General features: G+C 74.9%; 27 protein-coding genes. 10 read left to right on the plus strand and 17 right to left on the minus strand.

The window, feature by feature from the left end:
* Positions 1–12: 12 nt before the first annotated feature.
* Complete coding sequence (locus ACIRRS_RS26295; RefSeq protein WP_402975467.1) at positions 13–795, minus strand: MBL fold metallo-hydrolase; 783 nt, start codon at positions 793–795, stop codon at positions 13–15.
* Between the two features lie 110 nt (positions 796–905).
* On the opposite strand from ACIRRS_RS26295, the gene ACIRRS_RS26300 reads away from it, so the two are divergent.
* Entirely contained in the window at positions 906–1,865 is a 960-nt protein-coding gene (locus ACIRRS_RS26300) for a hypothetical protein (RefSeq protein WP_402975470.1), read from the plus strand.
* Here ACIRRS_RS26300 and ACIRRS_RS26305 read toward each other — a convergent pair.
* Positions 1,819–2,436 (minus strand): TetR/AcrR family transcriptional regulator, encoded by a 618-nt coding sequence (locus tag ACIRRS_RS26305; protein WP_402975473.1) that lies wholly within the window; start codon positions 2,434–2,436, stop codon positions 1,819–1,821. The two genes, ACIRRS_RS26300 and ACIRRS_RS26305, sit on opposite strands and share 47 nt — an antisense overlap.
* A gap of 151 nt (positions 2,437–2,587) precedes the next feature.
* Here ACIRRS_RS26305 and ACIRRS_RS26310 point away from each other — a divergent pair, with 151 nt between their 5' ends.
* Both ACIRRS_RS26310 and ACIRRS_RS26315 read left to right on the plus strand, forming a co-directional pair.
* Positions 2,588–3,643: a Gfo/Idh/MocA family protein gene (locus tag ACIRRS_RS26310; protein WP_402975476.1), complete on the plus strand. Its 1,056-nt coding sequence runs from the start codon at positions 2,588–2,590 to the stop codon at positions 3,641–3,643.
* A gap of 69 nt (positions 3,644–3,712) precedes the next feature.
* Positions 3,713–4,120 carry an NTP pyrophosphohydrolase gene (locus tag ACIRRS_RS26315; RefSeq protein ID WP_402975479.1) on the plus strand — a complete coding sequence of 136 codons (408 nt, stop codon included), beginning with the start codon at positions 3,713–3,715 and terminating at the stop codon, positions 4,118–4,120.
* Positions 4,121–4,150: 30 nt separating this feature from the next.
* Here the strand turns inward: ACIRRS_RS26315 and ACIRRS_RS26320 are convergent, their stop codons facing one another.
* On the minus strand, positions 4,151–5,362 hold the full coding sequence (locus ACIRRS_RS26320) for a beta-ketoacyl-[acyl-carrier-protein] synthase family protein (protein WP_402975482.1): 1,212 nt from the start codon (positions 5,360–5,362) through the stop codon (positions 4,151–4,153).
* A gap of 217 nt (positions 5,363–5,579) precedes the next feature.
* Here ACIRRS_RS26320 and ACIRRS_RS26325 point away from each other — a divergent pair, with 217 nt between their 5' ends.
* Genes ACIRRS_RS26325 through ACIRRS_RS26335 form a run of 3 tightly spaced genes read left to right on the plus strand, consistent with a single transcriptional unit; the run spans position 5,580 to position 8,484 of the window.
* Entirely contained in the window at positions 5,580–5,753 is a 174-nt protein-coding gene (locus ACIRRS_RS26325; protein ID WP_402975485.1) for a hypothetical protein, read from the plus strand.
* A complete protein-coding gene (locus ACIRRS_RS26330; RefSeq protein ID WP_402975488.1) occupies positions 5,750–7,984 on the plus strand; it encodes a heavy metal translocating P-type ATPase in 2,235 nt (744 codons plus the stop codon). Before ACIRRS_RS26325 ends, ACIRRS_RS26330 begins: the two co-directional genes overlap by 4 nt.
* A complete protein-coding gene (locus ACIRRS_RS26335; RefSeq protein WP_402975490.1) occupies positions 7,981–8,484 on the plus strand; it encodes a copper chaperone PCu(A)C in 504 nt (167 codons plus the stop codon). Before ACIRRS_RS26330 ends, ACIRRS_RS26335 begins: the two co-directional genes overlap by 4 nt.
* A gap of 50 nt (positions 8,485–8,534) precedes the next feature.
* On the opposite strand, the gene ACIRRS_RS26340 is transcribed toward ACIRRS_RS26335, so the two are convergent.
* The gene (locus tag ACIRRS_RS26340; RefSeq protein ID WP_402975493.1) at positions 8,535–9,317 is read right to left on the minus strand and encodes an NAD(P)-dependent oxidoreductase; all 783 of its coding nucleotides are present in this window, start codon (positions 9,315–9,317) and stop codon (positions 8,535–8,537) included.
* Between the two features lie 65 nt (positions 9,318–9,382).
* Here ACIRRS_RS26340 and ACIRRS_RS26345 point away from each other — a divergent pair, with 65 nt between their 5' ends.
* Positions 9,383–10,285 (plus strand): LysR family transcriptional regulator, encoded by a 903-nt coding sequence (locus tag ACIRRS_RS26345; RefSeq protein ID WP_402975496.1) that lies wholly within the window; start codon positions 9,383–9,385, stop codon positions 10,283–10,285.
* Positions 10,286–10,425: 140 nt separating this feature from the next.
* On the opposite strand, the gene ACIRRS_RS26350 is transcribed toward ACIRRS_RS26345, so the two are convergent.
* The gene (locus ACIRRS_RS26350; protein WP_402975499.1) at positions 10,426–11,286 is read right to left on the minus strand and encodes a universal stress protein; all 861 of its coding nucleotides are present in this window, start codon (positions 11,284–11,286) and stop codon (positions 10,426–10,428) included.
* Positions 11,287–11,654: 368 nt separating this feature from the next.
* Here ACIRRS_RS26350 and ACIRRS_RS26355 point away from each other — a divergent pair, with 368 nt between their 5' ends.
* Together ACIRRS_RS26355 and ACIRRS_RS26360 are read left to right on the plus strand one after the other, a co-directional pair.
* Positions 11,655–13,337 carry a GAF domain-containing protein gene (locus ACIRRS_RS26355; RefSeq protein ID WP_402975549.1) on the plus strand — a complete coding sequence of 561 codons (1,683 nt, stop codon included), beginning with the start codon at positions 11,655–11,657 and terminating at the stop codon, positions 13,335–13,337.
* Between the two features lie 26 nt (positions 13,338–13,363).
* Positions 13,364–13,675: a hypothetical protein gene (locus ACIRRS_RS26360; protein ID WP_402975502.1), complete on the plus strand. Its 312-nt coding sequence runs from the start codon at positions 13,364–13,366 to the stop codon at positions 13,673–13,675.
* On the opposite strand, the gene ACIRRS_RS26365 is transcribed toward ACIRRS_RS26360, so the two are convergent.
* The 3 genes from ACIRRS_RS26365 to ACIRRS_RS26375 form a co-directional block, all read right to left on the minus strand.
* The gene (locus ACIRRS_RS26365) at positions 13,651–14,418 is read right to left on the minus strand and encodes a class I SAM-dependent methyltransferase (RefSeq protein ID WP_402975505.1); all 768 of its coding nucleotides are present in this window, start codon (positions 14,416–14,418) and stop codon (positions 13,651–13,653) included. The two genes, ACIRRS_RS26360 and ACIRRS_RS26365, sit on opposite strands and share 25 nt — an antisense overlap.
* A 27-nt stretch (positions 14,419–14,445) precedes the next feature.
* Positions 14,446–14,799 carry a pyridoxamine 5'-phosphate oxidase family protein gene (locus tag ACIRRS_RS26370; protein WP_402975508.1) on the minus strand — a complete coding sequence of 118 codons (354 nt, stop codon included), beginning with the start codon at positions 14,797–14,799 and terminating at the stop codon, positions 14,446–14,448.
* Positions 14,800–14,877: 78 nt separating this feature from the next.
* Positions 14,878–15,561, minus strand: coding sequence for a response regulator (locus tag ACIRRS_RS26375; RefSeq protein WP_402975511.1), 684 nt, complete (start codon positions 15,559–15,561; stop codon positions 14,878–14,880).
* Between the two features lie 1,281 nt (positions 15,562–16,842).
* Here ACIRRS_RS26375 and ACIRRS_RS26380 point away from each other — a divergent pair.
* The gene (locus tag ACIRRS_RS26380) at positions 16,843–17,148 is read left to right on the plus strand and encodes a DUF6087 family protein (RefSeq protein ID WP_402975514.1); all 306 of its coding nucleotides are present in this window, start codon (positions 16,843–16,845) and stop codon (positions 17,146–17,148) included.
* Between the two features lie 18 nt (positions 17,149–17,166).
* Here the strand turns inward: ACIRRS_RS26380 and ACIRRS_RS26385 are convergent, their stop codons facing one another.
* The 9 genes from ACIRRS_RS26385 to ACIRRS_RS26425 all read right to left on the minus strand — a co-directional run bounded on the left by ACIRRS_RS26385 (position 17,167) and on the right by ACIRRS_RS26425 (position 24,260).
* Positions 17,167–17,529, minus strand: coding sequence for a hypothetical protein (locus ACIRRS_RS26385; protein ID WP_402975517.1), 363 nt, complete (start codon positions 17,527–17,529; stop codon positions 17,167–17,169).
* A 15-nt stretch (positions 17,530–17,544) separates the two neighbouring features.
* Complete coding sequence (locus ACIRRS_RS26390; RefSeq protein WP_402975520.1) at positions 17,545–17,856, minus strand: hypothetical protein; 312 nt, start codon at positions 17,854–17,856, stop codon at positions 17,545–17,547.
* A 92-nt stretch (positions 17,857–17,948) separates the two neighbouring features.
* Positions 17,949–18,485: a hypothetical protein gene (locus ACIRRS_RS26395; RefSeq protein ID WP_402975523.1), complete on the minus strand. Its 537-nt coding sequence runs from the start codon at positions 18,483–18,485 to the stop codon at positions 17,949–17,951.
* Positions 18,486–18,559: 74 nt separating this feature from the next.
* Positions 18,560–20,278 carry a cytochrome c oxidase subunit I gene (gene ctaD / locus ACIRRS_RS26400; RefSeq protein WP_402975552.1) on the minus strand — a complete coding sequence of 573 codons (1,719 nt, stop codon included), beginning with the start codon at positions 20,276–20,278 and terminating at the stop codon, positions 18,560–18,562.
* Positions 20,279–20,467: 189 nt separating this feature from the next.
* Positions 20,468–21,349, minus strand: a complete 882-nt coding sequence (locus ACIRRS_RS26405; protein WP_402975526.1) for a virginiamycin B lyase — start codon at positions 21,347–21,349, stop codon at positions 20,468–20,470.
* A gap of 64 nt (positions 21,350–21,413) precedes the next feature.
* A complete protein-coding gene (locus tag ACIRRS_RS26410; protein WP_402975529.1) occupies positions 21,414–22,490 on the minus strand; it encodes an AI-2E family transporter in 1,077 nt (358 codons plus the stop codon).
* A 189-nt stretch (positions 22,491–22,679) separates the two neighbouring features.
* On the minus strand, positions 22,680–23,372 hold the full coding sequence (locus tag ACIRRS_RS26415) for a glycerophosphodiester phosphodiesterase (protein WP_402975531.1): 693 nt from the start codon (positions 23,370–23,372) through the stop codon (positions 22,680–22,682).
* Positions 23,369–23,815 (minus strand): hypothetical protein, encoded by a 447-nt coding sequence (locus ACIRRS_RS26420; RefSeq protein WP_402975534.1) that lies wholly within the window; start codon positions 23,813–23,815, stop codon positions 23,369–23,371. The genes ACIRRS_RS26415 and ACIRRS_RS26420 overlap by 4 nt, the downstream gene beginning before the upstream one ends.
* Before the next feature lie 34 nt (positions 23,816–23,849).
* Entirely contained in the window at positions 23,850–24,260 is a 411-nt protein-coding gene (locus tag ACIRRS_RS26425; protein WP_402975536.1) for a molybdopterin-binding protein, read from the minus strand.
* Positions 24,261–24,408 lie beyond the last annotated feature (148 nt).

Raw genomic sequence — 24,408 nt, forward strand, 5'->3', positions numbered from 1 at the left:
GGACCGACCGCGCTACGGGTGCGGGTTCGCCAGCACGCTCGGCTTCGCGGCGAACTCGCTCTCCGGCCCGAACCGTTCCTCCATCGCGTCGGCGAGGGCCGTGAGCGCCGCCGCGCCGTCCCCGCGGTAGGAGGAGCCGTGCATCACCGCCAGGGTGCGCGGCCGCAGTTCGGCGAGCGAGCGCAGGGCGGCCGTGGCGGCCGTCAGGCAGGAGGTCTGGCGGAACAGTTCCTCGGAGCGCAGCGCCGCCTCGACGAGGTCCTCCTCGGTGACGGCCGGCCCGTTGCCGAGGTGGGTGAAGAGGTCCCCGCAGAACAGGGTCCGCGTCTCCTCCTCGAAGAGCACTCGCGCCTCCCAACCGTGGGGCACGTGCGGGGTGTTGAGGTTGCGCACGCGGCGGCGGCGCACCTGCCTGCCGCCGAGGTCCAGCACCTCCCCGTCGTCCATGGGCACCGGCGGCCGGTCCGCGAGGTCGTTGAGGGAGACGAGGCAGCCCAGGGTGTTGTGCGCGACCTCGGCCCTGGGCGCCGCCGCCAGGAACTCGTTCATCGCCCCGCACTCGTCCGCCTCGACGTGACCGAAGGTCACCCACCGGAGCCGCTCCAGCGGCACGACCTGCCGGATCGCCTCGGCGACGGCGGGGAACAGCGAGCGCATCCCGGTGTGGAAGATCAGCGGTTCCTCGGCGTCGATCAGGAACTGGTTGAAGGTGAACCCGGCCGGTGGTGCGATCTCCGGGACGTACGTCGAAACCCGGTAGATGCCCTCGGCGACCTCGTCGATGCGCGTTTCCATGCCTCCGTTGCCTACCCGACCCCCGCCCCGCCTCTCCGCACCGTGCCGCGGACATGCCGCCCGCGTCCCCGGTTCGGCCGATGTCCGAGGCACCCGGTAGCCTCCCCGCCATGGTTGCCCCCTTCACCCGGCTCGTCGACGGCCTGATCCACGCCTACCGGCCCGCCCCCGACGAGGTCGGTGTGCTCGCGCCCGTCGCCTCCCTCCGGCCCGCCGCCGGGGACGAGGTCGTCGACCACACCGTGGCCGCCGACCTCTCGTTCGCCTGCTACACGACGCTGAACGCGCTGGTCCGCGTGGCGGCGGACGGCACGGAGGCCTGGCGCGCGCCGTTCGAACCGAGGTCGACCGCGGTGCACGGGCACCACCCGGGCTGCGCCCTGTCGGCGGACGGCCGGGTGGTCTGGGTCTACCGCCCCGATGCCATGGCGGGGCGCGGCCGGGAGGACCGGCTCGTCGCCTTCGACGCGGCGACCGGCGAGGCCCTGGCCGAGGAGGAGCTGGAGACGGTCGGGCACGGCGCGGTCCAGCTGGTCCACCCGACCAGTGGGGAGGTCCTGTGCGACGTGGGCGAGGGCCAGGACGGGACGGTCGTGTACCGCGCCTCGCTGAGCGGGGGCGGGGACGGGGGCGGGGGCCGGATGGAGCTGACCCGCTACCCCTGGGACGACCGCTGCCTCATCGGCCTGTCGCCCGACGGCCGCCACTTCCTGACGGTCGACCACGCGCAGAACGACCTGACCGTCCACACCTTCCCCGGCGGCGAGGAGGTGTTCACCCTCACCGTCGACGCCTTCGGGCAGGACCCGGAGCGGATCTACGTCGAGTGGGCCGGCGGCTACCTCGACGGGGACACCCTCCTGATCAGCCTCATGGGGGAGGTGGAGGAGGACGACGAGGACGAGGACGAGGAGTGGTTCCGCTCCTACCGCGTCGACGCCCGCACCGGCCACGTCCACGGCGAGCTGGCCACGCACGGCGAGGGCTCGTACGACCTGATCCCCCTCGGGGACGGCTCCTGGCTCACCGGCTCCCCCGGGGAGCACCCGGTCCGTCACCTGGCCCGCTGAGCAGCATCTCCAGCGCCGTCTCGGCGACCCTCGTCAGCTCCTCCCGGGAGCGCCCGGCGGCCGCCTGGACGGCGAGGCCGTCGGAGACGGTGTGCACCAGCACGGCGAGTTCGGCCGCGCCGAGGCCGCCCGGCAGGTCCCCGTCCCGCTCCAGCCGCCGCCGCAGCGCCGCCTCCCCGGCCCGGCGCGCCGCGACGGCCTCGCGCCGCGCCCGCTCCGCCTCCTCGTCGCCGCCCGCGTGCACGGTCTTGACGCACAGGCACCCGGCCGCGTCGGGGCCGGTGGTGAGCTCGACGGCGCCGAGGACCAGCCGCCGGACGACGTCCCGGGCGGTGGGCTCCTCCAGCGCGGCGGCCGCGTACGCGCCGGGGCCGTCGACGTAGCGGGCGAGGACCTTGCCGAACAGCTCCGCCTTGTTGCCGAAGGCCGCGTAGAGGCTGGGCCGGTTGATGCCCATGGCGGTGGTCAGGTCGGTGAGGGAGGTGCCCTCGTAGCCCTGGCGCCAGAAGACCTCCAGGGCGTGGTCGAGGGCCGTGTCGGGGTCGAACGACCGCGGGCGTCCGCCGGGCATGGCGTCCTCCTTGTAGTCCCTGAGGCCTGTAGTCCCTGAGGCTTGTAGTCCCTGAGGGTTTTTTACCTGTCGGTACGGTACCCCTTGCGCCCGGGCCGCCCCCTCTCCTAGTTTCATACCGCTAGGTACATAACTGGTCGAGGAGGCGCACATGATCCGCGTAGGAGTCGTCGGGGCGAGCGGCTGGGCGGACGCCTCGCACCTGCCCGCGCTCACCGCACTGCCCGAGTACGAGCTGACGGCCGTCGCCACCACCCGCCGGGCCAGCGCCGACCGGACCGCCGCCAAGTACGGCGCCCGGCACGCCTTCACCGACGCCGGCGCGCTCGCCGCGCACCCCGAGGTCGACCTGGTCGTGGTCTCCGTGCGGGTGCCCGAGCACGCCGCCGTCATCCGCGCCGCGCTCGCCGCCGGGAAGGACGTGCTCTCCGAATGGCCGCTCGGCGTCGACGAGGCGGAGGCCCACTCCCTCGCCGAGGCCGCCACGGCGGCGGGCGTGCGCCACGCCGTCGTCCTCCAGGGACTTCACTCCCCGAGCGTGCGCCACGTCGCCGACCTGGTCGCCTCGGGGCGGATCGGCGCGCTCCGCTCGGCCGTCCTCGTCGCCTCCGGCGACCCCTTCGGAGGCCCGGGCATCCCCGCCGACCTGGCCTGGACCCTCGACCCGGCCGCGGGCGCCTCCATCCTCACGATCATGGCGGGCCACTTCCTGCCCACCCTCGAACGCGTCGCCGGCCGCCTCACCGAGGTGAACGCCTGGCTGCCGCGCCTCCACGAGCGCGTCCGGATCGACGGCACCGACCGGTACGAGCCCAACCCGACCCCCGACCAGGTCCTCGTGCACGGCCGGCTGGAGGGAGGCGCCACCGCCTCCGTCACCGTCCACGGCGGGCACGGGCGGGCGGCGGACGGCTTCCTGCTCAAGCTCTCCGGCACCGGGGGCACCCTGACGGCCGTCCCGGCGGACGGACTGCCGTACCCGCACTGGGGCGAGTGGGACATCCGCATCGACGGCGAACCGCTGGCCGTGCCCGACTCCTACCGCACCGTCCCCGCCGACGTCCCCGCCGGGCCGCCCGCCAACATCGCCGCCCTCTACCGCGACCTGGCCGCCGCGCCCGACTTCGCCGCGGGGCTGCGCAACCACCGGCTCCTCGCGGCCGTGGAGCGCTCGGCCGCTACGGGCAGGGCGCAACTGGTCGCGTGAGGCCGGGGCGGGGAACACCACGGCCGCCCCCAGCCCCTCCCGCACCATGCCCATGGCAAGCTGGCCCCCATGGAGCGCGAGGAAACCGCCGCCGCCGTGCGGCCGCTGCTGGTGGTGGACGGGGCCAATGTCGTCGGCTCGGTGCCGGACGGGTGGTGGCGGGACCGGCGGGGTGCGGCCGAGCGGCTGCGGGACGCGCTGGTGGCCGTCGCCGAGCGCGGGCTGCCGGAGCTGCCGGGGCCGCTCGACGTGGTGCTGGTCGTGGAGGGCGCGGCCCGGGGCGTCGCGGGGCTTCCCGAGGTGCGGGTGGTCGAGGCGAGCGGCAGCGGCGACGACCGGATCGTGGACGTCGTCCGCAGCGCCCGCGTCGAACACCCGCACCGTGCCTGCCTGGTGGCCACCGCCGACCGCGAACTCCGCACCCGCGTCACCGCCTTGGGCGCCACCACCACCGGGCCCCGCAGCGTCCGTCCGTAGCCGCAGCCACCCCGCCTCCACGACCTCCGCCTACACCTCGGTGAACACCAGCGAGGCGTTGTGCCCGCCGAACCCGAACGAGTTGGTGAGCGCGGCGGGGAGCCGCCCCTTCCGGGGGGCGCCGGCGACGACGTCGAGGGGGATCTCCGGGTCGAGCCGGTCGAGGTTGGCCGTCGCCGGGACGACACCCTCGCGGATCGCGAGGACGGTCGCGAGGGCGCCCATCGCCCCGGCGGCGCCGAAGAGGTGGCCGGTCATCGACTTGGCCGCCGTCACGGCCGGGTGCGGCCCCACGGCCGTCGCGATGGACTCGGCCTCCGTCCGGTCGCCGGACGGGGTCGAGGTCGCGTGCGCCTGGACGTGCGCGATGTCCCGGGGCGCGAGGCCGGCGGCGGCCAGGGCCATCCGCATCGCCCGCACCTGCCCGTCCGGGTGGGCGGCGGTGATGTGGTGGGCGTCGGAGGTGATGCCCGCGCCGGCCAGGGCGGCGTGCGCACGGGCGCCGCGCGCCGCCGCGAACTCGGCGCGCTCCAGGACGAGGAGGACGGAGCCCTCGCCGATCACGAAGCCGTCCCGGTCCGTGTCGAAGGGCCGGGAGGCGCGCTGCGGCTCGTCGTTGCGGGTGGAGTGGGCCTTGGCCTGGGCGAATCCGGCGAGCGGCAGCGGGTGGATACAGGCCTCGGCTCCGCCCGCGACGACCACGTCGGCGCGCCCGAGCCGGATCAGGTCGAGGCCCATGGCGATGGCCTCCGCACCGGAGGCGCAGGCGCTCACCGGGGTGTGGGCGCCGCCGCGCGCGCCGAGTTCGATGCTGACCCAGGCGGCGGGCCCGTTCGCCATCAGCATGGGCACGGTGTGCGGGGAGACCTTGCGCACGCCGGAGGCCTCCAGCACGTCGTCCTGCCCGAGCATGGTGAGCGCCCCGCCCGTGCCCGTGCCGATGACCACCGCGAGCCGCTCGGGCTCGACCTCGGGCCGCCCGGCGTCGGCCCAGGCCTCGCGGGCGGCGATCAGCGCGACCTGCTCGCAGCGGTCCAGCCGCCGGGCCTGGACGCGGTCCAGCACCTCGCCCGGTTCGACGCGCAGGCGCCCGGCGATCCGTACGGGCAGGCCCGCCGCCCACTCCTCCTCGATCGCCCGGATGCCGGAGCGGCCGGCCAGCAGCCCCTCCCAGGTCGAGGCCACGTCGCCGCCGAGCGGCGTGGTGGCGCCCAGTCCGGTCACGACCACGTTCGTCGTCATCACAGAACCCCTTTGTAGAAGAGTGACACCTCCCATGTCAGGAGCGAACGGGAGGCCTTCGACTTACCAGCCACACTGCCAGTCACCTTACGACCCATTAGGTGTTCACTCCGATGGATCTCCCTCCTACCTTTTGTCACTTTCCCACATTCCCCGGAACAACCTCGGACCGTATGGGAACCACCGCGCACCGCCGTCCGACTGCTGAGGGGTGAACGTGAAGTCATGGAGTGTGCTGGCGGGGTTCGCCCTGCTTCTGGTGGCGGTGTTCGGCGTCTCGTACGCCGTGGGCCGCCAGGTCGGCCCGGTGGCCCCGGGCCTGCGCCCCAGCGGGGGCGTCGGGGGCGTCTCGCCCGGGGCGGGCGGGCACGACATGGGCGGGATGCGATGAGCACCGCAGCCCCCGCCCCCGCCCTGGTGAGCACGGACCTCGCGGTGGGCGGGATGACCTGCGCCGCCTGCGTGGGCCGCGTGGAGAAGCGCCTGGCCCGGATCGAGGGGGTGAGCGCCGGGGTGAACCTGGCGACGGGCCGCGCCCGGGTGCTGCACCCGGCCGGCGTGCCGGTCGCCGATCTCGTGGCGGCCGTCGAACGGGCGGGCTACACCGCCGAGTTGGCGCGGCCCGACACCCCGGTGACCCCGGAGGAGCCGGAGGACCGCTGGCGCCTGCCCGTCACCGCGCTGCTCGCCCTGCCCGTCCTGCTGGTCTCGATGGTGCCCGCACTGCAGTTCCCCGCCTGGCAGTGGGTCTGCTTCGCCCTCTCCGTCCCGGTGGTGACCTGGGGTTCGGCGGGCTTCCACCTCCGGGCCCTGCGCGGGCTGCGCCACGCGGCGGCGACCATGGACACCCTGGTGAGCCTCGGCGTCGTCGCCTCCTTCGGCTGGTCCGCGTACGCGCTGGTGTTCGGCGGCGCCGGGGCCGTCGGCATGCGAATGCCGTTCTCGCTGACGGCCACCGGCGGCGCCGCGCACGTCTATCTGGAGGCCGCCGTCGGCGTCCCCCTGTTCGTGCTGGCCGGGCGCCGCCTGGAGGCCCGGGTGCGGCGCAGCGGCGGCTCGGCGCTGCGGGCGCTCGCCGAGCTGGGCGCCAAGGAGGTGCGGCTGCGTGGGGCGGACGGCTCCGAGCGGCCCGTGCCCGTCGAACTCCTTCTCCCCGGGCAGGAGTTCGTGGTGCGCCCGGGCGAGCGGGTGGCCACGGACGGCGTGGTGGTCGACGGCTCATCCGCGCTGGACCTGAGCCTGCTGACGGGCGAGAGCGCCCCGGTGGAGGTCGGCCCGGGCGACGCGGTGGCGGGCGCGACGGTGAACGTCGGCGGCGCGCTGGTCGTGCGGGCGACGGCCGTCGGCGCGGACACCCAACTGGCCCGGATCACGGCCCTGGTGGCGGAGGCGCAGGCCGGGAAGGCGAAGGCGCAGCGGCTGGCGGACGCGGTGGCCGGGGTGTTCGTGCCGTGCGTGCTGACGGTGGCGGCCTGCGTGTTGGGCTTCTGGCTGGGCGCGGGCGCGGCCGGGCAGACGGCGGTGACGGCGGCGGTGGCGGTGCTGGTGGTGGCCTGCCCGTGCGCGCTGGGCCTGGCGACGCCGACCGCCCTGCTGGCGGCGACGGGCCGGGGCGCGGAGCTGGGGGTGCTGGTGCGCGGCCCGGAGGTGCTGGAGAGCCTGCGCCGGGTGGACACGGTGGTGCTGGACAAGACCGGCACGCTGACCACCGGCCGGATGACGCTCGCCGAGGTCGTCACGGCCGAGGGCGTCACCGAGGCCGAGGCCCTGCGGCTGGCCGGCGCGGTCGAGGACCGCTCGGAGCACCCGATCGGACGGGCCGTCGCGGCGGCGGCCCGCGAGCGCTGCGGCGACCTGCCGCCCGTGGACGGCTTCGCGGCCACCACCGGCCTGGGCGTCTCGGGCACGGTCGAGGGCCGCGCCGTCCGTCTGGTCCGCCCGGACGCGGCCGCCGCTCCCCCGCCGCCCGCGCTGGCGGGGGCCGTGGCGGCGGCCGGGGAGGCGGGCCGCACGGCCGTCCTGATGGAGGTGGACGGGCGCGCCGAGGCCGTCCTCGCCGTGGGCGACACCGTACGGGCGGGCAGCTGGCGGGCCCTGCACCGGCTGCGCGGGCTCGGCCTGGAGCCGGTGCTGGCGACCGGCGACGCCCCCGGCCCGGCGCAGGCCGTGGCCCGCGAGCTGGGCATCGCCCGGGTTCACACGGCCGCCTCGCCCGAGCGCAAGGCGGAGCTGGTGGCCGAACTGCGGGCCGACGGGCGCCGGGTGGCGGTGGTCGGCGACGGCGTCAACGACGCGGTGGCCCTGGCCTCCGCCGACCTCGGGGTGGCGCTGGCCTCGGGCAGCGACGCGGCGATCGGCGCGGCCGGGCTGACGCTGGTGCGCGGGGACATCGAGGCGGTGGTGGACGCCGTGCGCCTGGCGCGGCGCACGCTGGCGACGATCCGGGTGAACCTGCTCTGGGCGTTCGGCTACAACCTGGTGCTGATCCCGCTCGCGGCGGTCGGGCTGCTGAACCCGATGCTGGCGGCGGTGGCGATGTCGCTGAGTTCGCTGCTGGTGGTGGGCAACAGCCTGCGCCTGCGGACCTGGCGGCCGGGGCGGGCCACCGGGGTGCGCCGGTGAAGCTCCAGCGCCTGAATCCCGACCGTCTCGCCGTCCTCGCCCCGCCCCTGGGCGCCGCCGCGCTCGCCCTGGTCCTGCTCACCGCCTGGACGGCGGTCGGCGGGGCGGGCCGTGCCCGGGCGGTGGAGGCCGCAGGGCCGGGCTGGGTGCTGCTGCCCACCGCCGGCGCCGCCCCCGCCACGGCGGCCTTCTTCACGCTGCGCAACCCCGGCGACATACCCGACGAACTCACCTCCGTGGAGTGGGAGTTCGGCGGCCGCCTCACCCTCAAGCGGCATGTGCACCAGGGCGCGGCCGGCCGCTGGGAGCCGGTGCCCACCCTCCCGGTGCCGCCGGGCGGCGAGCTGGCGCTGACCCCGGAGGACGCGGACGTGCTGATCGCCGACCCGCCGCCGCTGACGGCGGGCCGGTGGCTGGAGTTCACCCTGCACTTCCGCCACAGCCCGTCCCTGCGCGTCGCCGCCCAGGTCCTGCCTCCGGGCTCCGCCAGGCCGCAATGACCCCTGCCCCGGCGGCCGCACCCCCGTAGCGGCCGCCGGGGTGGTCGGTCCTACCTCCGCAGCGCCGTCACCACCGAGGCCAGGTCCCGCTCGGCGAGCGCCGGATCCGCCAGCAGCACCTCCCGCGCCGCCCTCAACACCGGCCCGCCGCCCGCCAGTCCGAGGTCCTTGGCCGCCAGCCGCACCGGGAAGTCCGAGTTCGCGGTACGGGCCCGGGCGAGCGCCCCGGCCAGCGGACCGGCCGACAGCGTCTCCAGGACCAGCTCCTGGTCGAGGCCCAACTCCTCGGCCACCTCCAGGACTTCGGCCACCACCGTGACCGAGGCCACGATCCCGCCGATCACCACCACCTTCAGCGCCGCCCCCGCGCCCGGCCCGCCGCAGCGGACCACCCGGCCGAGGGCCTCCAGCACGGGCTGCGCCCGGTCCAGGTCCGCCTCCTCACCCCCGGCGAGGACGGTCAGCCCGCCGGTGGCCGCCGGGCCGACGCTGCCGAGCACGGGGGCGTCCACCATCCCGACGCCGTCCGGCAGTTGGGCGCGCAGCCCGGCGGCGGCGCCCGGGCCGATCGAGGACATGTCCACCCACAGCGCGCCCGGCGCCAGCTCACCCGTGAACCGTCCGGCGACCTCGGCCACGGCCTCCGGGTCGGACAGCATGGTGACGACGATCCCCGCGCCCCGTACGGCCTCGCCCGGGGTGGCGGCCTCGACGAGCCCCTCGGCGCGGCCGGGGGATCGGTTCCAGACGGTCAGGGCGTGGCCGGTGGCGGCGAGTCGACGGGCCATCGGCAGGCCCATGCGGCCGAGCCCCAGAAATGCGATCTTCTCCATGGCCACCACGCTAGGCAGCCCTCAGCCACGCGACAAGCGAATGTCCGGCATGGTAACCATGCGGGATGGACATGGCTTGGCTGGACGTCTTCCGCACCGTCGCGCACCTGGGCTCCTTCACCGCCGCCGGGGAGCGGCTGGGCTACACCCAGTCCGCCGTCTCCCGCCAGATCGCGGGCCTGGAAGCCGAGTTGGGCGCCCCGCTGTTCGACCGCCTCGCCCGCGGCGTCCGGCTGACCGACCACGGACGCACCCTCCTCCCGCACGCCGAGGCCGTGCTGGAACGCCTCGACACCTCCCGCCGGGACCTCGCCGCCCTCACCGACCTGAGCGCCGGACGGCTGCGGGTCGGCGCCTTCGACAGCGCCAACGTCGCCCTCGTGCCCGGCGCCCTCGCCGCCTTCCGCGCCGCCCACCCCGGCGTGGCGATCAGCCTCACCGAGGGGCTCTCCACCGCCCTGCTCGCCCTCCTCGCCGATGGCACCATCGACCTCGCCCTCCTCGCCACCTTCAACGACGAGAGCGAAGAGGCCTACGACAGCGGCCAGTTCGAGCTGACCCTGCTCACCGAGGACCCGGTCCTCGTCGCCCTCCCCCGCACCCACCCCCTGGCCCGCCGACGCCGCCTCCACCTCGCCGAACTCGCCGACGAACCCTGGATCGCCGCCCGCCGCAGCCCCGAGTCCACCCTCCTCGCCGCCTGCGTCCGCGCCGGCTTCCAGCCCCGCATCGAGTACGCCGTCGCCAACTGGACCGCCAAACTCGGCCTCGTCGCCGCCGGCCTGGGCCCCACCCTCATCCCCTCCCTCGCCGTCCCCGCCACCCGCCCCGACATCGCCCTCGTCCCCCTCCACCCCGCCGACACCCCGATCCGCCACGTCTACACGGCGGTCCGCCGCGGCCAGAGCCCGCCCCCGGCCGTCGAGGCCTTCACCGCCTTCCTCCGCGCGGGAATCCCCACGGCCTGAGGCCGGCGGGGGCCGTACGGAACGACGAACGGCGGCGAGGCCGCACGGAACGACGATGACGGGCGGCGCCACGGATGGCGGGGAGAACGACGAACGGCGGCGGGGCCCCCACGCCCCGCCGCCGAGCCTTCGTCGCGCCGTCAGCCCTGCGGGACGACCACCACCGGGGCCTGCGCGTGGTGCAGGGCCGCGTGGGCGACCCGGCCCAGGCGGGGGCCGAACTCGATCGGGCGGCGCCGACGGCCGACGACCACCAGGGCCGCGCCCTCCGAGGCCTCCACCAGGCCCCGCGCCGCGCCGAGCCGTACGTCCTCCACCACCTCGACCTCGGGGTGCTGCTCCCGCTGGTCCGCCAGCGCGAGCGACAGCAGCTTGGCCTCCAGCGCCTCCAACTGCGCGATCTCCGCGGCCGGAACGGCCCCGCCCGCGTAGCCGAACAGCGGCGGCAGGTCCCAGCCGTGCACGGCCCGCAGCCGGGCCCCGCGCAGCGCGGCCTCACGGAAGGCGAAGGCGAGCACCTCCTCCTCCGGGCTGTGCGCGTCCACGCCGACGACGACCTCGCCCGCGCCGCCGCCCTCCCGCGACTCCCGCACCACGGCCACCGGCACGGCGCTGCGCCCGGCCACCGCCATGCTCACCGAGCCGAGCATCAGTCCGGCGAACCCGCCCAGCCCGCGCGAGCCGAGCACCAGCAGCTCCGCCTCCCCCACGGAGGCGGCCGCGAGCAGCCCGTCCACCGGCGCGTCCAGGACGGCGTCGGTGCTGACCTCCAGCCCGGGGTGCTGCGCCCGGATCTCCCGGACGGCCGCCTCCAGGGTCTGCAGCGCGGCGGCCGGCAGGTCGTCAGGCTCCGCGAACGTCGACACGCCGTCCGTCAGCCAGGGCCAGGCGTGCAGCAGCCGCAGCGCGGCCCCACGCCGCAGCGCCTCCCCGGCCGCCCACTGCGCGGCCGCGGTGCTCGCCGGCGATCCGTCGACCCCGGCCGCAACGATGCGCGTCATGACTTCCTCCACTGTCTCGGGCACTGTCCAGACCACCGCTTCGGGCTCCGCGCGGCCTGACGGCCCGTCCGCTCCTGCCCTCACCCTCGCGCCCGCGCCCACCGGCGCACCAGTGCCGCAGGGCCCGAAGGGGCGGGACGAAAGACCCGCCCGCCGCGCCGTACGCCCCGCACCGTACGCCCCACCCCGGCCTACCGCCCCGCGACACCCGGGCACTACCGTGAACCACGGAGATCACGGCGATCCCGCTGGTCGGACGGCTCCCCCGGGCCCGTCGGGCAACCAGCGGGCAGGCAGCGGCGGGCACGAGGAGGACAGCGGTGGGCGGAGCAGGCGTCGGCACGGCGGGTGGCGCGCGGGTGCCCCGGATGCGCCTGGACGAGCTGCTGGAGGAGCTGCAGCTGCGCATCGACGCCGCGCGCGGCACCCGCGACCGGGTGCACAGCCTGCTGGAGGCGGTGCTCGCCGTCGGCCGCGAGCTGGACCTCTCCCAGGCGCTGCACGGCATCGTCGAGGCCGCCGTCGACCTGGTCGACGCCCGCTACGGCGCCCTCGGCGTGATCGGCCCGGACGGGCACACCCTCTCCCAGTTCCTGACCGTCGGCCTGACGGAGGCGGAGATCGCCGAGATCGGCCCGCCGCCCTCCGGCCGGGGCATCCTCGGCGAGCTGATCCGCGAGCCCGAGCCGCTGCGCTGCCCGGTGCTCTCCCAGCACCCGGCCTCCGTCGGCTTCCCCGCCAACCACCCGCCGATGCACACCTTCCTCGGGGTACCGGTGCGCGTGCACGGCGAGGTGTTCGGCAACCTCTACCTGACCGACAAGCGCGGCGGCCTGGACTTCGACGAGGACGACGAGGCCGTCATCTCCACCCTGGCCGTCGCCGCCGGCGTCGCCATCGACAACGCCCGCCTCTACGAGGAGGCGCAGCTGCGCCAGCGCTGGCTGCGCGCCAGCACCGAGATCACCCGCAGCCTGCTCTCGGGCGCGCCCCGCCTGGAGGTGGTGGAGCTGATCGCCGACCGGGCGCGGGAGATCGCGGGCGCCGAACTCGCGGACGTGTCCGTGGCGTTGGCCTCCCCGGGCGAGCGCGCCGAGGAGCTGACGGTGGAGGTCGCGCTCGGCGCCGTCCCCGCCGACCGCCTGGGCGTGACCGTCCCCGTGGACGGCACCCTCTCCGGCGCCGCGTACGTCTCCGGCTCCCCGGTGACCAGCGAGGACCTCGCCTGCGACGCCCGCTACCTGGCCGGCCCCGCCGGGCGCTTCGACGGCCTCGGCCCGGCGGTCGCCGTGCCGCTGGGCACCGGCGCCGGCTTCGGGCGCGGCGTGCTGCTGCTGGCCCGCGCGGCCGGCCGGCCCGCCTTCGGCCCGGAGGAGACCGGCCCGCTCCTCGGCTTCGCCGACCAGGCCGCGCTCGCCCTGGAGCTGGCCGAACGGCGGCGCGACGCCGAGCAGTTGAACCTGCTGGAGGACCGCGACCGGATCGCCCGCGACCTGCACGACCTCGCCATCCAGCGGCTGTTCGCCACCGGCATGACGCTGCAGAGCGCGGGCCGGCTGATCGACAGCCCGGCCGCCGCCGACCGGGTCGCCCGGGCCGTCGCGGACCTCGACGAGACCATCAAGATCATCCGCTCGACGATCTTCGGCCTGCGCGCCCACAGCGAACCCGACCGGGGCCTGCGCGCCCGCGCCACCCGCGTCGTCACCGAGGCCCAGCACACCCTCGGCTTCCCTCCACGCCTCAGCATGGAGGGCCTCCTCGACACCGACGTCCCCCAGGAGCTCGCCGAACACCTCGTCGCCGTCCTCGCCGAGGCCCTCAGCAACACCGCCCGCCACGCCCAGGCCACCCGCGTCGAGGTCACCCTGCGCGCCCTCGCCGGCCGCGTCCGCCTCACCGTCACCGACGACGGCGTCGGCACCCCCGACACCGGCCGCCGCAGCGGCCTGCGCAACCTCGCCGAACGCGCCGAACGCGTGAACGGCACCTTCGCCCTCACCGCACCCGAGGGCGGCGGCACCCGCCTCACCTGGGAGGCGCCCTTCTGACGAGCGCCCCCAAGTACCCTGCCGGGATGGACGAGTTGACGCTCCCGGCCCAGGGCATGACGATCAGCGTCCGGCACCGCCAGGACGTGGTGGTCGCCGATCCGGAACGCCTCCTGGCCGCCGCCCGCGCGGCCTTCCGCGAGCTCCACCCCGACATCCCCGACGCGGACGTGCCCGCCCACGTCGCCGACGTCCACGACGCCGTCTTCGCCCTGCTGGAGCGCTTCGGCCGCCTCGCCGACGGCACCGACGGCCTCTCCCCGGCGGGCGACCGCGTCGAGGTCGTCCTCGACGTCGACCGGCCGCTCCAGGACTACGGCTGCTTCGGGCCCGCCTGACCCGTCCCCGGCCCCGCCCCGAAGGCCAGCAGCCGGTACTGCGGGTCCGGACGCGGCGCGTCCTGCTCCGGCAGCTCGGCCAGCGCCCGCACGACGGCCGCCGCCTCGGCCGGGTCGGCGCACCAGCCGATGCGGCCGCGCACGATCGCTTCGCGCCAGGCGCGCGGGCTGCGGCCCTGCCCGCGCCCGGGGAACCGGGCCTCCCCCACCGGCCGCAGGCCCAGCGCGGCGGCCTGCCGGGCGAGGCGGCCCGTCCCGTCCGTGACCTGCGGGGCGTGGCGGCGGCGCAGCGGCGCGGTGAGGTCGGCGATGTCGCCGGGCTCCTCGAACGAGGCGTCGTTCTTGTCCGCCGTGGTGATCAACACCCCGCCCGGGCGCAGCACCCGCCGCGCCTCCGCGAGGACGGGCCCGGCGTCCGGCAGCAGGTGCAGCAGCCACACCAGCACCACCGCGTCCACGGAACCGCCACCCAGCGGCAGCCGCGTCGCGTCCCCGCAGGCCACCGCCCCGGGCATCCGCCGCCCGGCGGCCGCCAGCATCCCGGGCGACCGGTCCACGCCGAGCACCGCCCGCCCGGGCCTGCGCAGCAGCGCCGTGACGATGCCCGTCCCGCAGGCCACGTCCAGCACCGTACGGGCCTGCGGCGGCAGCAGCCGCTCGACGGCCTCCGCCGCGGCCCGCGCCCGGGGCTCCCCGCCCCGCGAGGCGTCGTAGTGCCGCGCCTCCGCGTCGTAGTCGATCATCCGCGCTCCCCCCGCTCGCCGGTCAACCTACGGCAGCCGACGGCCCACCACGAGCTCGGGGCGGATGCGGATCTGCAGGGCGCCGGCGGTCGGGAGGGTGTGGGCGTGGCCGAGGACGGTGACGCACCAGCCGGAGCCGTCCGTGTCGTCCACCTCGTCCGCCTCGAAGGCGATCACCGCACCCTCGACGGCCCGGGCGAGCTCCTCGTCCGCCGGGGTGGTGAGCAGCACCCCGCCGGGGCCGAGCCGGAACGGGACCGGCAACACGGCCGGAAGGGCGCCGATGGTGTAGACCACCCGCCCGACCGTCGCCCGGCCCAGCAGTTCCAACGCCCGCTCCGGGCCGAGGTCGGGGTCTTCGACGTCACGATCGCGGTTCATACCGCCGATGCTCACCCTCTCCCACCCCCGCCGACGAGGGCCGATGGTCCCGCCGGGCCCGTCCGTCGGGCCCGTATGTCAGGCCCGTCCGCGCCGCACCTCGGTGGCGATCAGCGCCGCCTGCACCCGCCGCTCCACGCCGAGCTTGGCGAGCAGCCGGGAGACGTGGTTCTTCACCGTCTTCTCCGCCAGGTACAGCCGCTCGCCGATCTGACGGTTTGTCAACCCCTCGCCGATCAGCGCCAGCACCTCCTGCTCGCGCGCGGTCAGCCCAGGCCCGGCCGCCACCGGCTGGGCGGGCTCGGCGTCGCTGCGCAGCCGGTTCAGCAGCCGGGTGGCCGCCCCGGGATCGAGCATCGACCGGCCGGAGGCGACGGTCCGCACGGCGGCGACGAGGTCCGTCCCGCTGATCTGCTTGAGCACGTACCCGGCGGCGCCCGCCATGACGGCGTCGAGCAGCGCCTCCTCGTCGTCGAAGGAGGTGAGCATCAGGCACGCCAAGTCGGGCATCTTCGACCGGAGTTCACGGCAGACGGAAACCCCGTCCCCGTCCCCGAGCCGCACGTCCAGCACCGCCACGTCCGGCCGCAGCGCGGGCACCCGCACCAACGCCTGCTCGGCGGTCGCGGCCTCGCCCACCACCGTCAGGTCCGGCTCCCCGTCCAACAGGTCGTGCACCCCACGGCGCACCACCTCGTGGTCGTCCAACAGGAACACCCGGACCGGCGCCGCAGCCCCGGCCCCCTCCACCACGGTCGCCATCTCCGGCTCCACCCTCACATCACCCCGCACACCACCGGCGGGTCCCAGGGCATCATCCCCCACCCACCCGCCCCCACCCAGGGCCCAACGACCCCATCCCCCAGGCCCTCCGGCCCGGCACCTGGCCCAACTCCGGACGGGCCACAGCGGTCTGCCCTCCGGCACTACCGAAGGCCAGGCCGAACAACAACCGATTCCCCTGTCACTCTGCCATCCCCACCTCAGAGGGGAACAGAGCCAAACCTCTACCGATGAGCCCCAACTCGCCCCCACTACCCCGAAGAAGCCCGCACGGCAGAAAGGGCCTGCCCTCCGGCAAGGCCGGAGGGCAGGCCGGGAAACGACCCAAGCCCCTTCCCATCCGCTCATGCACCCAGCCGGAGCCGCACTCCGGGAGAACCCGGAACCCGATGAGCCTGGCCTCCAGCTACGCGGAGGCCAGGCTCATCAAGTCATATTCGCCCGCCCGGATATCCCGACCAGACCTACGCCCGGTGGGATACACCCACCACGCCGCCCGAGGGGCCCGACGCCGACACGCCATGCGTCCTCCGGCCCAGCCGGAGGACGCATGCTCCCCAGGTTCTTTACTCGCCGATGCCTCCCCACCTGATTCAGCGGCCCGGAGGGGCGCCCCAACGCGGCCCCGGAGAGCCCGGAGCAACAGGCCCAGAGGCGCACAGGAGCCAACAGGCCTGGCCTCCGGCAACGCCGGAGGCCAGGCCGACCAAGCCTCTGTCCCCACCGCCGAACCATGCACCCCATAACCGAGCCAGCAGCCCACTGACCAACGATTCTCCGCCGATTCGGCACCCCGAAAAGTCCCCAAATCAACAACCCAGAAGGCACAAATTCCACCCCCACCCTCCCATGGGCCTTGGACCACCTCGCGGAACAACAAACGGGGCCTGCCCTCCGGCCGCGCCGGAGGGCAAGCCCCTCACAACGATCCGATACGCGCACAGGCCCTGCTCTGCTTTCCACAGGATGAGGGAGAGGGTGGACCCATTCACTTTCACATGTCATTTTTTCCGGCTGCCAGCGGTACGCGAATCTCCGGGACCTCGACACGGGCAAGGACTTCTGCCTCACCTGCGCCGTAGCCATGCTGCTCGCTGCGGACGACCCGATCACTGACTTCCGGGAGTTCGACGGCGCAACCGAGTACGCCGAAGCGCTGCGGAACCGTCCGATCCTCGGCCTGTACGGTTGGCCCGGCACGGTCCCGCCGGGCGACGTGGGCCGATAGCCTCGGAGCGACGCCGAGCGAGAGGGCAGGCCGTGCTCGAACCCGACGACGAGACCGTGATCGACTGGTACGGCGCCCGCGCCGACCGGGAGCGCCCGCCGGGGACGCGGGACGCGCTGGCCCTCGATCCCGCGATCCGGCGAGGCCGCCTGTTCCAGGACACCCCGCGCCTGGTGGTGGAGTGGGACGGCGAAGCGTGGTCGCCGGTGGGCGTCGCGACCACCTACGCCGACGCGTACCCGGTGATCGTCAGACGGGGCACCGACTTCGCACCGCCGCAGGAGGACACCCCCGTCGCGTTGCTCCGCAAGGGAAGCGGACGCCACCGGAGAGACTGAGCCGACGGGCGGGCTGGCTCAGCAGCACCCAGAACGATGGACGTGCATACGCCCTTGGCGGTCCTCGAACTCGACGCTGTAGGACAGGCGGAGCCCGTTCAGGGCGTCCAGCAGGTGCATGAGGCGGTCGGGATCGACGAACCCGCTGAAGTGGACGGGGTCGCCCGGGCAGAGCTCCAGCTCCGCGAAGGTGTTCTCGACCTCGAACTCGGTCCAGCTCGACCGCCGCACCCTCCATCCGGCGCCGAAGAACGATCCCGCCACACGGTGAGCGTCGGTGGTGCCTGCCAGGGACCCCCAGACGTTGTTGCCGAGATCGAGGTGGGCCAGGGCGGCGGCGTCGAGGCGTGGCCCGTAGGTCCCGTCAGAGGTGAAGTCCACGGCGAACAGTCCCGGTCAGACTGCGGAGAGCCGCAGCTTGAAAGGCGATCCGTGGGCGCTCGGGGTCCAGCCGTTCGACCGCGCCGCCCGGATGCCCGCGGCGACTTCGCGCGGCAGGATGACCTCCGCCGGCACTAGGCTCGGTGGATAGACGGCGGGCCGACCCGTCTCCACGACGAGTGTCGTTCCGGGACTGGCCGCGTCCTCCACCATGTAGTCCAGGGTGCTGACGTCGTAGTCGCAGCACCAGTGCTTCCCGCTCACCCGCCAGCGGTACTCGACACCGTCGACGACGATGCGGCGGGAGCCCTTCTTCGGCAGTGCCACGCTCGGCCCTTCGGTCGTCGGCTGCTCGTCCTTGCCGTGGCCAGTCTCCCCGCACGGCACGGGTCGTGTCACCGGGTTTCGGCGGCAACAGCTCAAGGGCGGCTCTCGCGGCGGGCGTTGGTCAGGCCGACGAGGAGGAACACCACGGCCACGCCCGCGCCGCTGCCCGCCGCCAGACCGACCCGTGCGGCGGTCCCGCCGTCGTCGGTGAGGAGGACGGAGGCGGCCCCCAACAAGGCGACGGCGGCGCCGACGACGAGCCAGGCGGCGAGGGCGACCGCTGCCGGGCGGCCGGTGCGCGGGGCGGGTCCGGCGTCCAGGGTGGCCCAGCGGTCGGCGGCCTCGCGTTGTTCGGCGCGCCGGTCCCACAGGGCCCGCAGGCGCAGGGCCGCGCCGCCGACGAGCCCGGCCAGGGCGATCTGGGCGGCCGGGCGCCAGTCGGGTATCGCGAGCAGCAGCCCGCCCGCGAGGGCGAGGGCCGCCCACCACAGGACGCACGCGGCGGCGGCCGTACGGGTGGAGCGGGGCCGGTCCGCGCCGGCGTGCAGGTCGGCGATGGCGGGCAGGTACCAGACGCAGCCGCTGGCGGTGAGCGCGGCGGTGCCGATGGCGAGGACGGTGTGGGTCATGGGCCGGCCTTCCTGAGGCGAGCTGGGGCAGGGAAACCGCCCCCGCCCCTCGGGGGTGGGGCGGGGGCGGGGCTTCAGCGCCGGGCGCTACGGGGCAGCGGCCGGTCGTACTTCGCGGGCTCCACGCCCGGCAGGTGCGCGGCGGGCTTGCCGCTGTGCTCCAGCACGTCCCGGGCCGCGATGTCGGGGTGGTGCAGGTCGAACGCCGGGGACTCCGACCGAATCCGGGGCAGCGTCACGAAGTTGTGCCTCGGCGGCGGGCAGGAGGTGGCCCACTCCAGGGAGCGGCCCCAGCCCCACGGGTCGTCCTCCTCGACGCGCTCCCCGTACTTGGCGGTCTTCCACACGTTGTAGAGGAACGGCAGGATCGACAGCCCCAGCAGGAACGACCCGATCGTCGAGAAGGTGTTCAGCGTGGTGAACCCGTCCGAGGCGAGGTAGTCCGCGTACCGCCGGGGCATGCCCTCGGCCCCCAGCCAGTGCTGGACGAGGAAGGTCGCGTGGAAGCCCACGGTGAGCGTCCAGAAGGTGATCTTCCCCAGCCGCTCGTCGAGCTTCTTGCCCGTCATCTTGGGCCACCAGAAGTGGAACCCGGCGAACATCGCGTACACGACCGTCCCGAACAGTGTGTAGTGGAAGTGCGCGACGACGAAGTAGGAGTCGGAGACGTGGAAGTCCAGCGGCGGCGCGGCGAGCAGCACGCCGGTCAGGCCGCCGAACAGGAAGGTCACCAGGAAGCCGACGGTCCACAGCATCGGCGTCTCGAAGCTCAGCGAGCCGCGCCACATGGTGCCGACCCAGTTGAAGAACTTCACGCCGGTCGGGACGGCGATCAGGAAGGTCATGAAGGAGAAGAACGGCAGCAGCACCTGGCCGGTGACGTACATGTGGTGCGCCCAGACCGTCACGGACAGGCCCGCGATGGCCACGGTCGCGGCGATCAGGCCGGCGTAGCCGAACATCGGCTTGCGGCTGAACACCGGGATGACCTCGGAGACGATGCCGAAGAACGGCAGCGCCAGGATGTACACCTCGGGGTGCCCGAAGAACCAGAACAGGTGCTGCCACAGCATGGCGCCGCCGTTGGCCGGGTCGAAGACGTGCGAGCCGAACTTGCGGTCCATCTCCAGGGCGAACAGGGCGGCGGCGAGCACCGGGAAGACGAGCAGCACCAGGACGGAGGTGAGCAGCACGTTCCAGCAGAAGATCGACATCCGGAACATGGTCAGGCCGGGGGCCCGCATGCAGATGATCGTGGTGATGAAGTTGACGGCGCCGAAGATGCTGCCGAAGCCGGAGAGTGCGACGCCCATGATCCACATGTCGGCGCCGACGCCGGGCGAGTGGATGGCGTCGGAGAGCGGCGCGTAGGCGAACCAGCCGAAGTCGGCGGCGCCCTGCGGGGTGAGGAAGCCGGCAGCGGCGATCAGCGATCCGAACATGAACAGCCAGTACGACAGCATGTTCAGCCGGGGGAACGCCACGTCGGGCGCCCCGATCTGCAGCGGCATGATCCAGTTGGCGAAGCCGGTGAACAGCGGCATCGCGAACAGCAGCAGCATCACCGAACCGTGCATGGTGAACGCCTGGTTGAACTGCTCGTTGGAGAGGATCTGCGTCCCGGGCCGGGCGAGTTCGGCGCGCATGACCAGGGCGAGGACGCCGCCGATCAGGAAGAACGCGAACGAGGACACCAGGTACATGGTGCCGATCGTCTTGTGGTCGGTGGTGGTCAGCAGTCTGACCACGGCCGAGCCGGGCCGCCGGGGCCGCCCATCGAGTGGGGAGGTCAGCGGCCGGGTGGCGTCGCCCTGTGCCTGGATGGCGCTCAAGGACGCACTCCTTCGGAACGTCGTGCGAATGGATGCGCTCCATGATCGGAACGCACCACCGCCCCGCCCCAGGGCCGTTGGGCCCGGCTCCCCGGGGCCCCTCGACCCGACTTCCGCCACCCCACCCGGGACCTTGAGGTCCCCCGCGGGCTACCCGAGCCGCAGGATCTGCCCGCGTTCCAGCGCCGCGTACACCGCGCCGTCCGGCCCCACCGCGATCCCGTGCGGCTCGGCGCCCTCCCCCGGGACGGGGTACCCGTCGAGCCGCCCGTCCGGGTGCAGCACGCCGATCCGGCCGGCGCCCCACTCGGTGAACCAGAGCCGGCCCTCGCCGTCGGCGGCGATCGCGTGCGGTTTGGCCGAGCGGTCGGCCAGCGGGTGCTCGCTCACCCGCCCGTCCACGGTGATCCGCCCGACCAGCCCGCCGCCGATGCCGACGTACCAGAGCGCGCCGTCCGCCCCGGCGGTGATGCCGACCGGCGCGGTGCCCCCGGTGGGCAGGGCGTGGACGGCGACCGAACCGTCCGTCGCGATCCGCGCCACCGCGTCGGCCTGGTTGAGCGTGCACCACAGCGCGCCGTCCGGCCCGGCCGTGATCATCGACGGGAACGCGCCGTCGAGCGGCAGACCGTACTCCGTGACCTCTCCCTCGACCGTGATGCGCCCGATCCGGCCGGCGTTCAGCTCGGTGAACCAGAGCGCGCCGTCCGGCCCGGCCGCGAGCCCGTACGGTCCTGCGCCCTCGCCGGGCAGGTCGAAGGCGCTCGCCTCGCCGCCCGTCGTGATCCGGCCGATCCGGTGGTCGCGCATCCGGCTGAACCAGAGCGCCCCGTCGGGCCCGGCCGTGATCACCGCCGGGCCGCACTCCGGCGCGCCGAGCCCGTACCGCGCCACCGCGCCGTCCACCGACAGCCGCCCGATCTCCCCGCTGTGCACCAGCGTGAACCAGACGCCGCCGTCCGGGCCCACGGTGATCCCGTACGGCCCGGCGCCCTGCGGCGCGGCGTCGATCAGTTCCAGTACTCGTCGCACCTTCAACCCCCTCGTTCCCTCGCGTCCCGCGACCCTCACACGACCGCCGCCCTCCCGCAACGGCTTAAGTGCGCCCCGGGGCTCCGCGCAGGACGGAGATCACACCGACCGCCGCCGCGCAGACCGGTACGGCCAGCAGCGCGCCGATGATGCCGGCGATGCCCGAGCCGGCGACGACGGCGACCATGATGGTCGCCGGGTGCAGCTCCACCGTCCGGCTCTGGATCACCGGCTGCAGGATGTTGCCCTCGATCATCTGCACCGTGAGGACGACCCCGAGGGCCCACAGCGCCGTGCCGAGGCCCCCGTCGGCGAGCGCGACCAGGACGGCGACGGTGCCGGAGAGGAAGGCCCCGACGAAGGGGATGTACGCGCCGATGAACACCAGCGCGCCCAGGCCCGGCGCGCCGGGCACGCCGAGGGCGACGAGGCCGATGGTGATGAAGCCGGCGTCGATGAGGGCGATCAGCGTGGTGCCGCGCATGAAGCCCGCCATCGCCTCGAAGGCGCGCTGGGCGCAGGCCGTCACGGTGGCGGCGGCGCGTTCGGGCAGGTAGGAGCGGATCGACTCCGGAGTGCGGTGGCCGTCGCGGAGGAAGAAGAACACCAGGGCGAGCGCCAGCACCCCGCCGGTGATCAGCTGGGTGAGGAGGCCGAGCCCGGAGAGCACGCCGCTGGTGAGGGTGGAGACGAGTGAGTTGGTCTCGCCCTTGGCGTTGTTGAGCGCGTGCTGGATCTTGGCGCCGGCCGGGCCGAGCCAGTCGGCGAGCCGGTGCCCCGCCTCCTGGAGGGAGGAGGCGATCTGCGGGGCGCTGTGCACCAGGGAGTTGACGAGCAGGGCGATCACCCCGCCGACGGCGACGACCAGCACGGCACAGGTCAGCCCGGCGGCCAGCCCCCGCCCGACGCCCCGGCCGACCAGCCAGGGCACCACCGGGTACAGCAGCGAGGCGCCGAGCAGCGCGAGGACGAACGGCACGGTGGCCGCCCGCAGTTCGACGAGCGCGAACACCGCCAGCGCGAAGACGGCGATCAGCAGGATCACCGCCGCCGACCAGGCCGCGGCCTGCCGCAGCGCGGGCGGGAGCATCAGGTACGGCCGGCGGTCGTCCTCCGGGGGTCTGCCGGGCTCCACGGTCACGGGCCACCTCCGCCGGGCGCGCCATCGATTCGGTCCGAACCGACCCAGCTCAGCAGACCCGGCCCGCGCCCGCCCGCCGAGCGCTCCGTACGGGTGCCGCCCCGCTGCTGTGCCGCACCCTCGAAGAGCACCCCCCGCGAAGACCGGCACCCGCCGCGCCGAGCACCCGCGCGGACCGGACCGGTCAGCTCACCGGCGGCCGTCCAGGACGGAGCGCAGCACGGCGATCCGGTTGCTGGTGATGGAGGCGGCCCTGGCTTCCCGCAGCCGTCGCATGGTGCGGCGCAGGTCGGCCGTCCAGGTGGAGACGGCGAGCCCCTGCTCGGCGGCCTCCGCGACGAACCGCGGGGTGACGAGCCCGAACGGCGGGTTGAGGTAGCGGGGGCGCAGGTCGTCGAGGAGGGCGCGGCCGGGCTGACGGGGCTGCTTCCAGGTGAGCGCGATCTCGGCCTCGGGGCTGAGCGCGCGGACGGCGAGCATGGCGGTGGCGGGGCCGCAGAAGGCGACGTTCCGTTCGGCGCCGAGGCCGGTGACCACGGACCAGGTGGCGGCGGCGGGCCCGGCGTCGTCCAGGTCGATCAGCAGCCGCGGGCCCTCGGTGACGGTCTTGAGCGCCTCGGCGAGGGTGGGGACGGCGAGTTCGCCCTGCCGCAGCTCGTCGAGCTGCTCGGCCGTGACCCGGTCGATCGCCCGGGGGTCGCCCCAGAGCCGCTCCAGCGTGCGGTCGTGCAGCAGGACGGGCACCTTGTCGCGGGTGAGCTGGACGTCGACCTCGACGGCGTCGGCCCCGGCGGCGATCGCGGACCGGATCGAGGGCAGGGTGTTCTCGCGGTGGCGGTACGGGTCGCCGCGGTGGGCGACGGCGAGGGGCTTGGGGGTCATCGGATCCTCCCGGACAGCCAGGGGGTGAGGTCGTGGACGCCGATGCCCTCGCGGTAGCCGGGCCCGCCGGGGACGGTGACGATCAGCGTGGTGGAGGGCGGGAAGGTGCGGGCCTTGACGTGGACGAGGTCCTTCCAGACGGCGTCGACGAAGGCGGGCACCTGGTCGCGGTCGACGTCGAAGGCGATGCCCTCGACGGTCACCACGGCCTCGTCGTGGGTGAACAGCCGCACGCCGATCGCGGGCCGGCCACCGAACTCGAGCAGGGCCTCGTGCGGGATCGCGTCGAGCCCGTCGCCGGCCCCGTCCGCGCCGTCGCCGACGAAGCCGGCGAAGGTCTGGTCGCGGCCGATGTCGTGCTGGGCGCGGACCTCGCGGCCGTGGCGGGCGGCGAGGTCCTCCAGGGCGAGCACGGCGCTCTGGGTGGTGGGCAGGTGGGGCATCCGGGCCTCTCGTTTCGACGGAAAACTACGTTTTTCAGCGCCGCTCGACCATCACGTTGGTCGACTTGATGACGGCCGTGGCGGGCGCGCCGGGCACCAGGTTGAGCTCCTCGGCGGACTCCCGGCTGATCAGCGAGACCACCCGGAACGGCCCGGCCTGGATCTCCACCTGCGCGGCGACGTCGCCCAGCTTCACGTCGGTGACGATCCCGGGAAACCGGTTGCGGGCCGAGGAGCGCAGCCCCTCGGCGCTCTCCTGGCGAGCCAACTCCCGCGCGAAGGCGGCGAGTTCGGCGCCGGGGATGATCCGGTGCCCGTGCTCGTCCCGCTCGGCGGCGACGCGCCCGGCGTCCACCCAGCGCCGCATGGTGTCGGCGCTGACGCCGAGCAGCGACGCGGCCTCGCCGATCCGGTAGGGGTTGACCGCCTGGTCGGCCTGGCCCATCTGCGACTCCTGACGGTGATTCGGGGTGCGGGGCGGGGGGGGGCCCCCCCCCCCCCCCGCCGCCAAGGGCGGAGGCGTCGCCGCCGAGGTGCCCCCGAACGGCGGCCCCCCCGGGGAGCCCCGCCCCCGCGCGCACCCCGCCGCCGCC

Source organism: Kitasatospora sp. NPDC101183 (assembly GCF_044767945.1).
Lineage (GTDB): Bacteria > Actinomycetota > Actinomycetes > Streptomycetales > Streptomycetaceae > Kitasatospora.

Excerpts from the sequence above, each read along its gene's own strand:
- ACIRRS_RS26350 (WP_402975499.1), bottom strand. The coding sequence starts at position 11,286 with ATGACGCGCATCGTTGCGGCCGGGGTCGACGGATCGCCGGCGAGCACC.
- ACIRRS_RS26420 (WP_402975534.1), bottom strand. The coding sequence starts at position 23,815 with ATGCCCCACCTGCCCACCACCCAGAGCGCCGTGCTCGCCCTGGAGGAC.
- ACIRRS_RS26345 (WP_402975496.1), top strand. The coding sequence starts at position 9,383 with ATGGACATGGCTTGGCTGGACGTCTTCCGCACCGTCGCGCACCTGGGC.
- ACIRRS_RS26340 (WP_402975493.1), bottom strand. The coding sequence starts at position 9,317 with ATGGAGAAGATCGCATTTCTGGGGCTCGGCCGCATGGGCCTGCCGATG.
- ACIRRS_RS26395 (WP_402975523.1), bottom strand. The coding sequence starts at position 18,485 with ATGACCCACACCGTCCTCGCCATCGGCACCGCCGCGCTCACCGCCAGC.
- ACIRRS_RS26360 (WP_402975502.1), top strand. The coding sequence starts at position 13,364 with ATGGACGAGTTGACGCTCCCGGCCCAGGGCATGACGATCAGCGTCCGG.
- ACIRRS_RS26310 (WP_402975476.1), top strand. The coding sequence starts at position 2,588 with ATGATCCGCGTAGGAGTCGTCGGGGCGAGCGGCTGGGCGGACGCCTCG.
- ACIRRS_RS26415 (WP_402975531.1), bottom strand. The coding sequence starts at position 23,372 with ATGACCCCCAAGCCCCTCGCCGTCGCCCACCGCGGCGACCCGTACCGC.
- ACIRRS_RS26370 (WP_402975508.1), bottom strand. The coding sequence starts at position 14,799 with ATGAACCGCGATCGTGACGTCGAAGACCCCGACCTCGGCCCGGAGCGG.
- ACIRRS_RS26355 (WP_402975549.1), top strand. The coding sequence starts at position 11,655 with ATGCGCCTGGACGAGCTGCTGGAGGAGCTGCAGCTGCGCATCGACGCC.
- ACIRRS_RS26375 (WP_402975511.1), bottom strand. The coding sequence starts at position 15,561 with ATGGCGACCGTGGTGGAGGGGGCCGGGGCTGCGGCGCCGGTCCGGGTG.
- ACIRRS_RS26315 (WP_402975479.1), top strand. The coding sequence starts at position 3,713 with ATGGAGCGCGAGGAAACCGCCGCCGCCGTGCGGCCGCTGCTGGTGGTG.
- ACIRRS_RS26425 (WP_402975536.1), bottom strand. The coding sequence starts at position 24,260 with ATGGGCCAGGCCGACCAGGCGGTCAACCCCTACCGGATCGGCGAGGCC.
- ACIRRS_RS26365 (WP_402975505.1), bottom strand. The coding sequence starts at position 14,418 with ATGATCGACTACGACGCGGAGGCGCGGCACTACGACGCCTCGCGGGGC.
- ACIRRS_RS26330 (WP_402975488.1), top strand. The coding sequence starts at position 5,750 with ATGAGCACCGCAGCCCCCGCCCCCGCCCTGGTGAGCACGGACCTCGCG.
- ACIRRS_RS26295 (WP_402975467.1), bottom strand. The coding sequence starts at position 795 with ATGGAAACGCGCATCGACGAGGTCGCCGAGGGCATCTACCGGGTTTCG.
- ACIRRS_RS26300 (WP_402975470.1), top strand. The coding sequence starts at position 906 with ATGGTTGCCCCCTTCACCCGGCTCGTCGACGGCCTGATCCACGCCTAC.
- ACIRRS_RS26305 (WP_402975473.1), bottom strand. The coding sequence starts at position 2,436 with ATGCCCGGCGGACGCCCGCGGTCGTTCGACCCCGACACGGCCCTCGAC.
- ACIRRS_RS26320 (WP_402975482.1), bottom strand. The coding sequence starts at position 5,362 with ATGACGACGAACGTGGTCGTGACCGGACTGGGCGCCACCACGCCGCTC.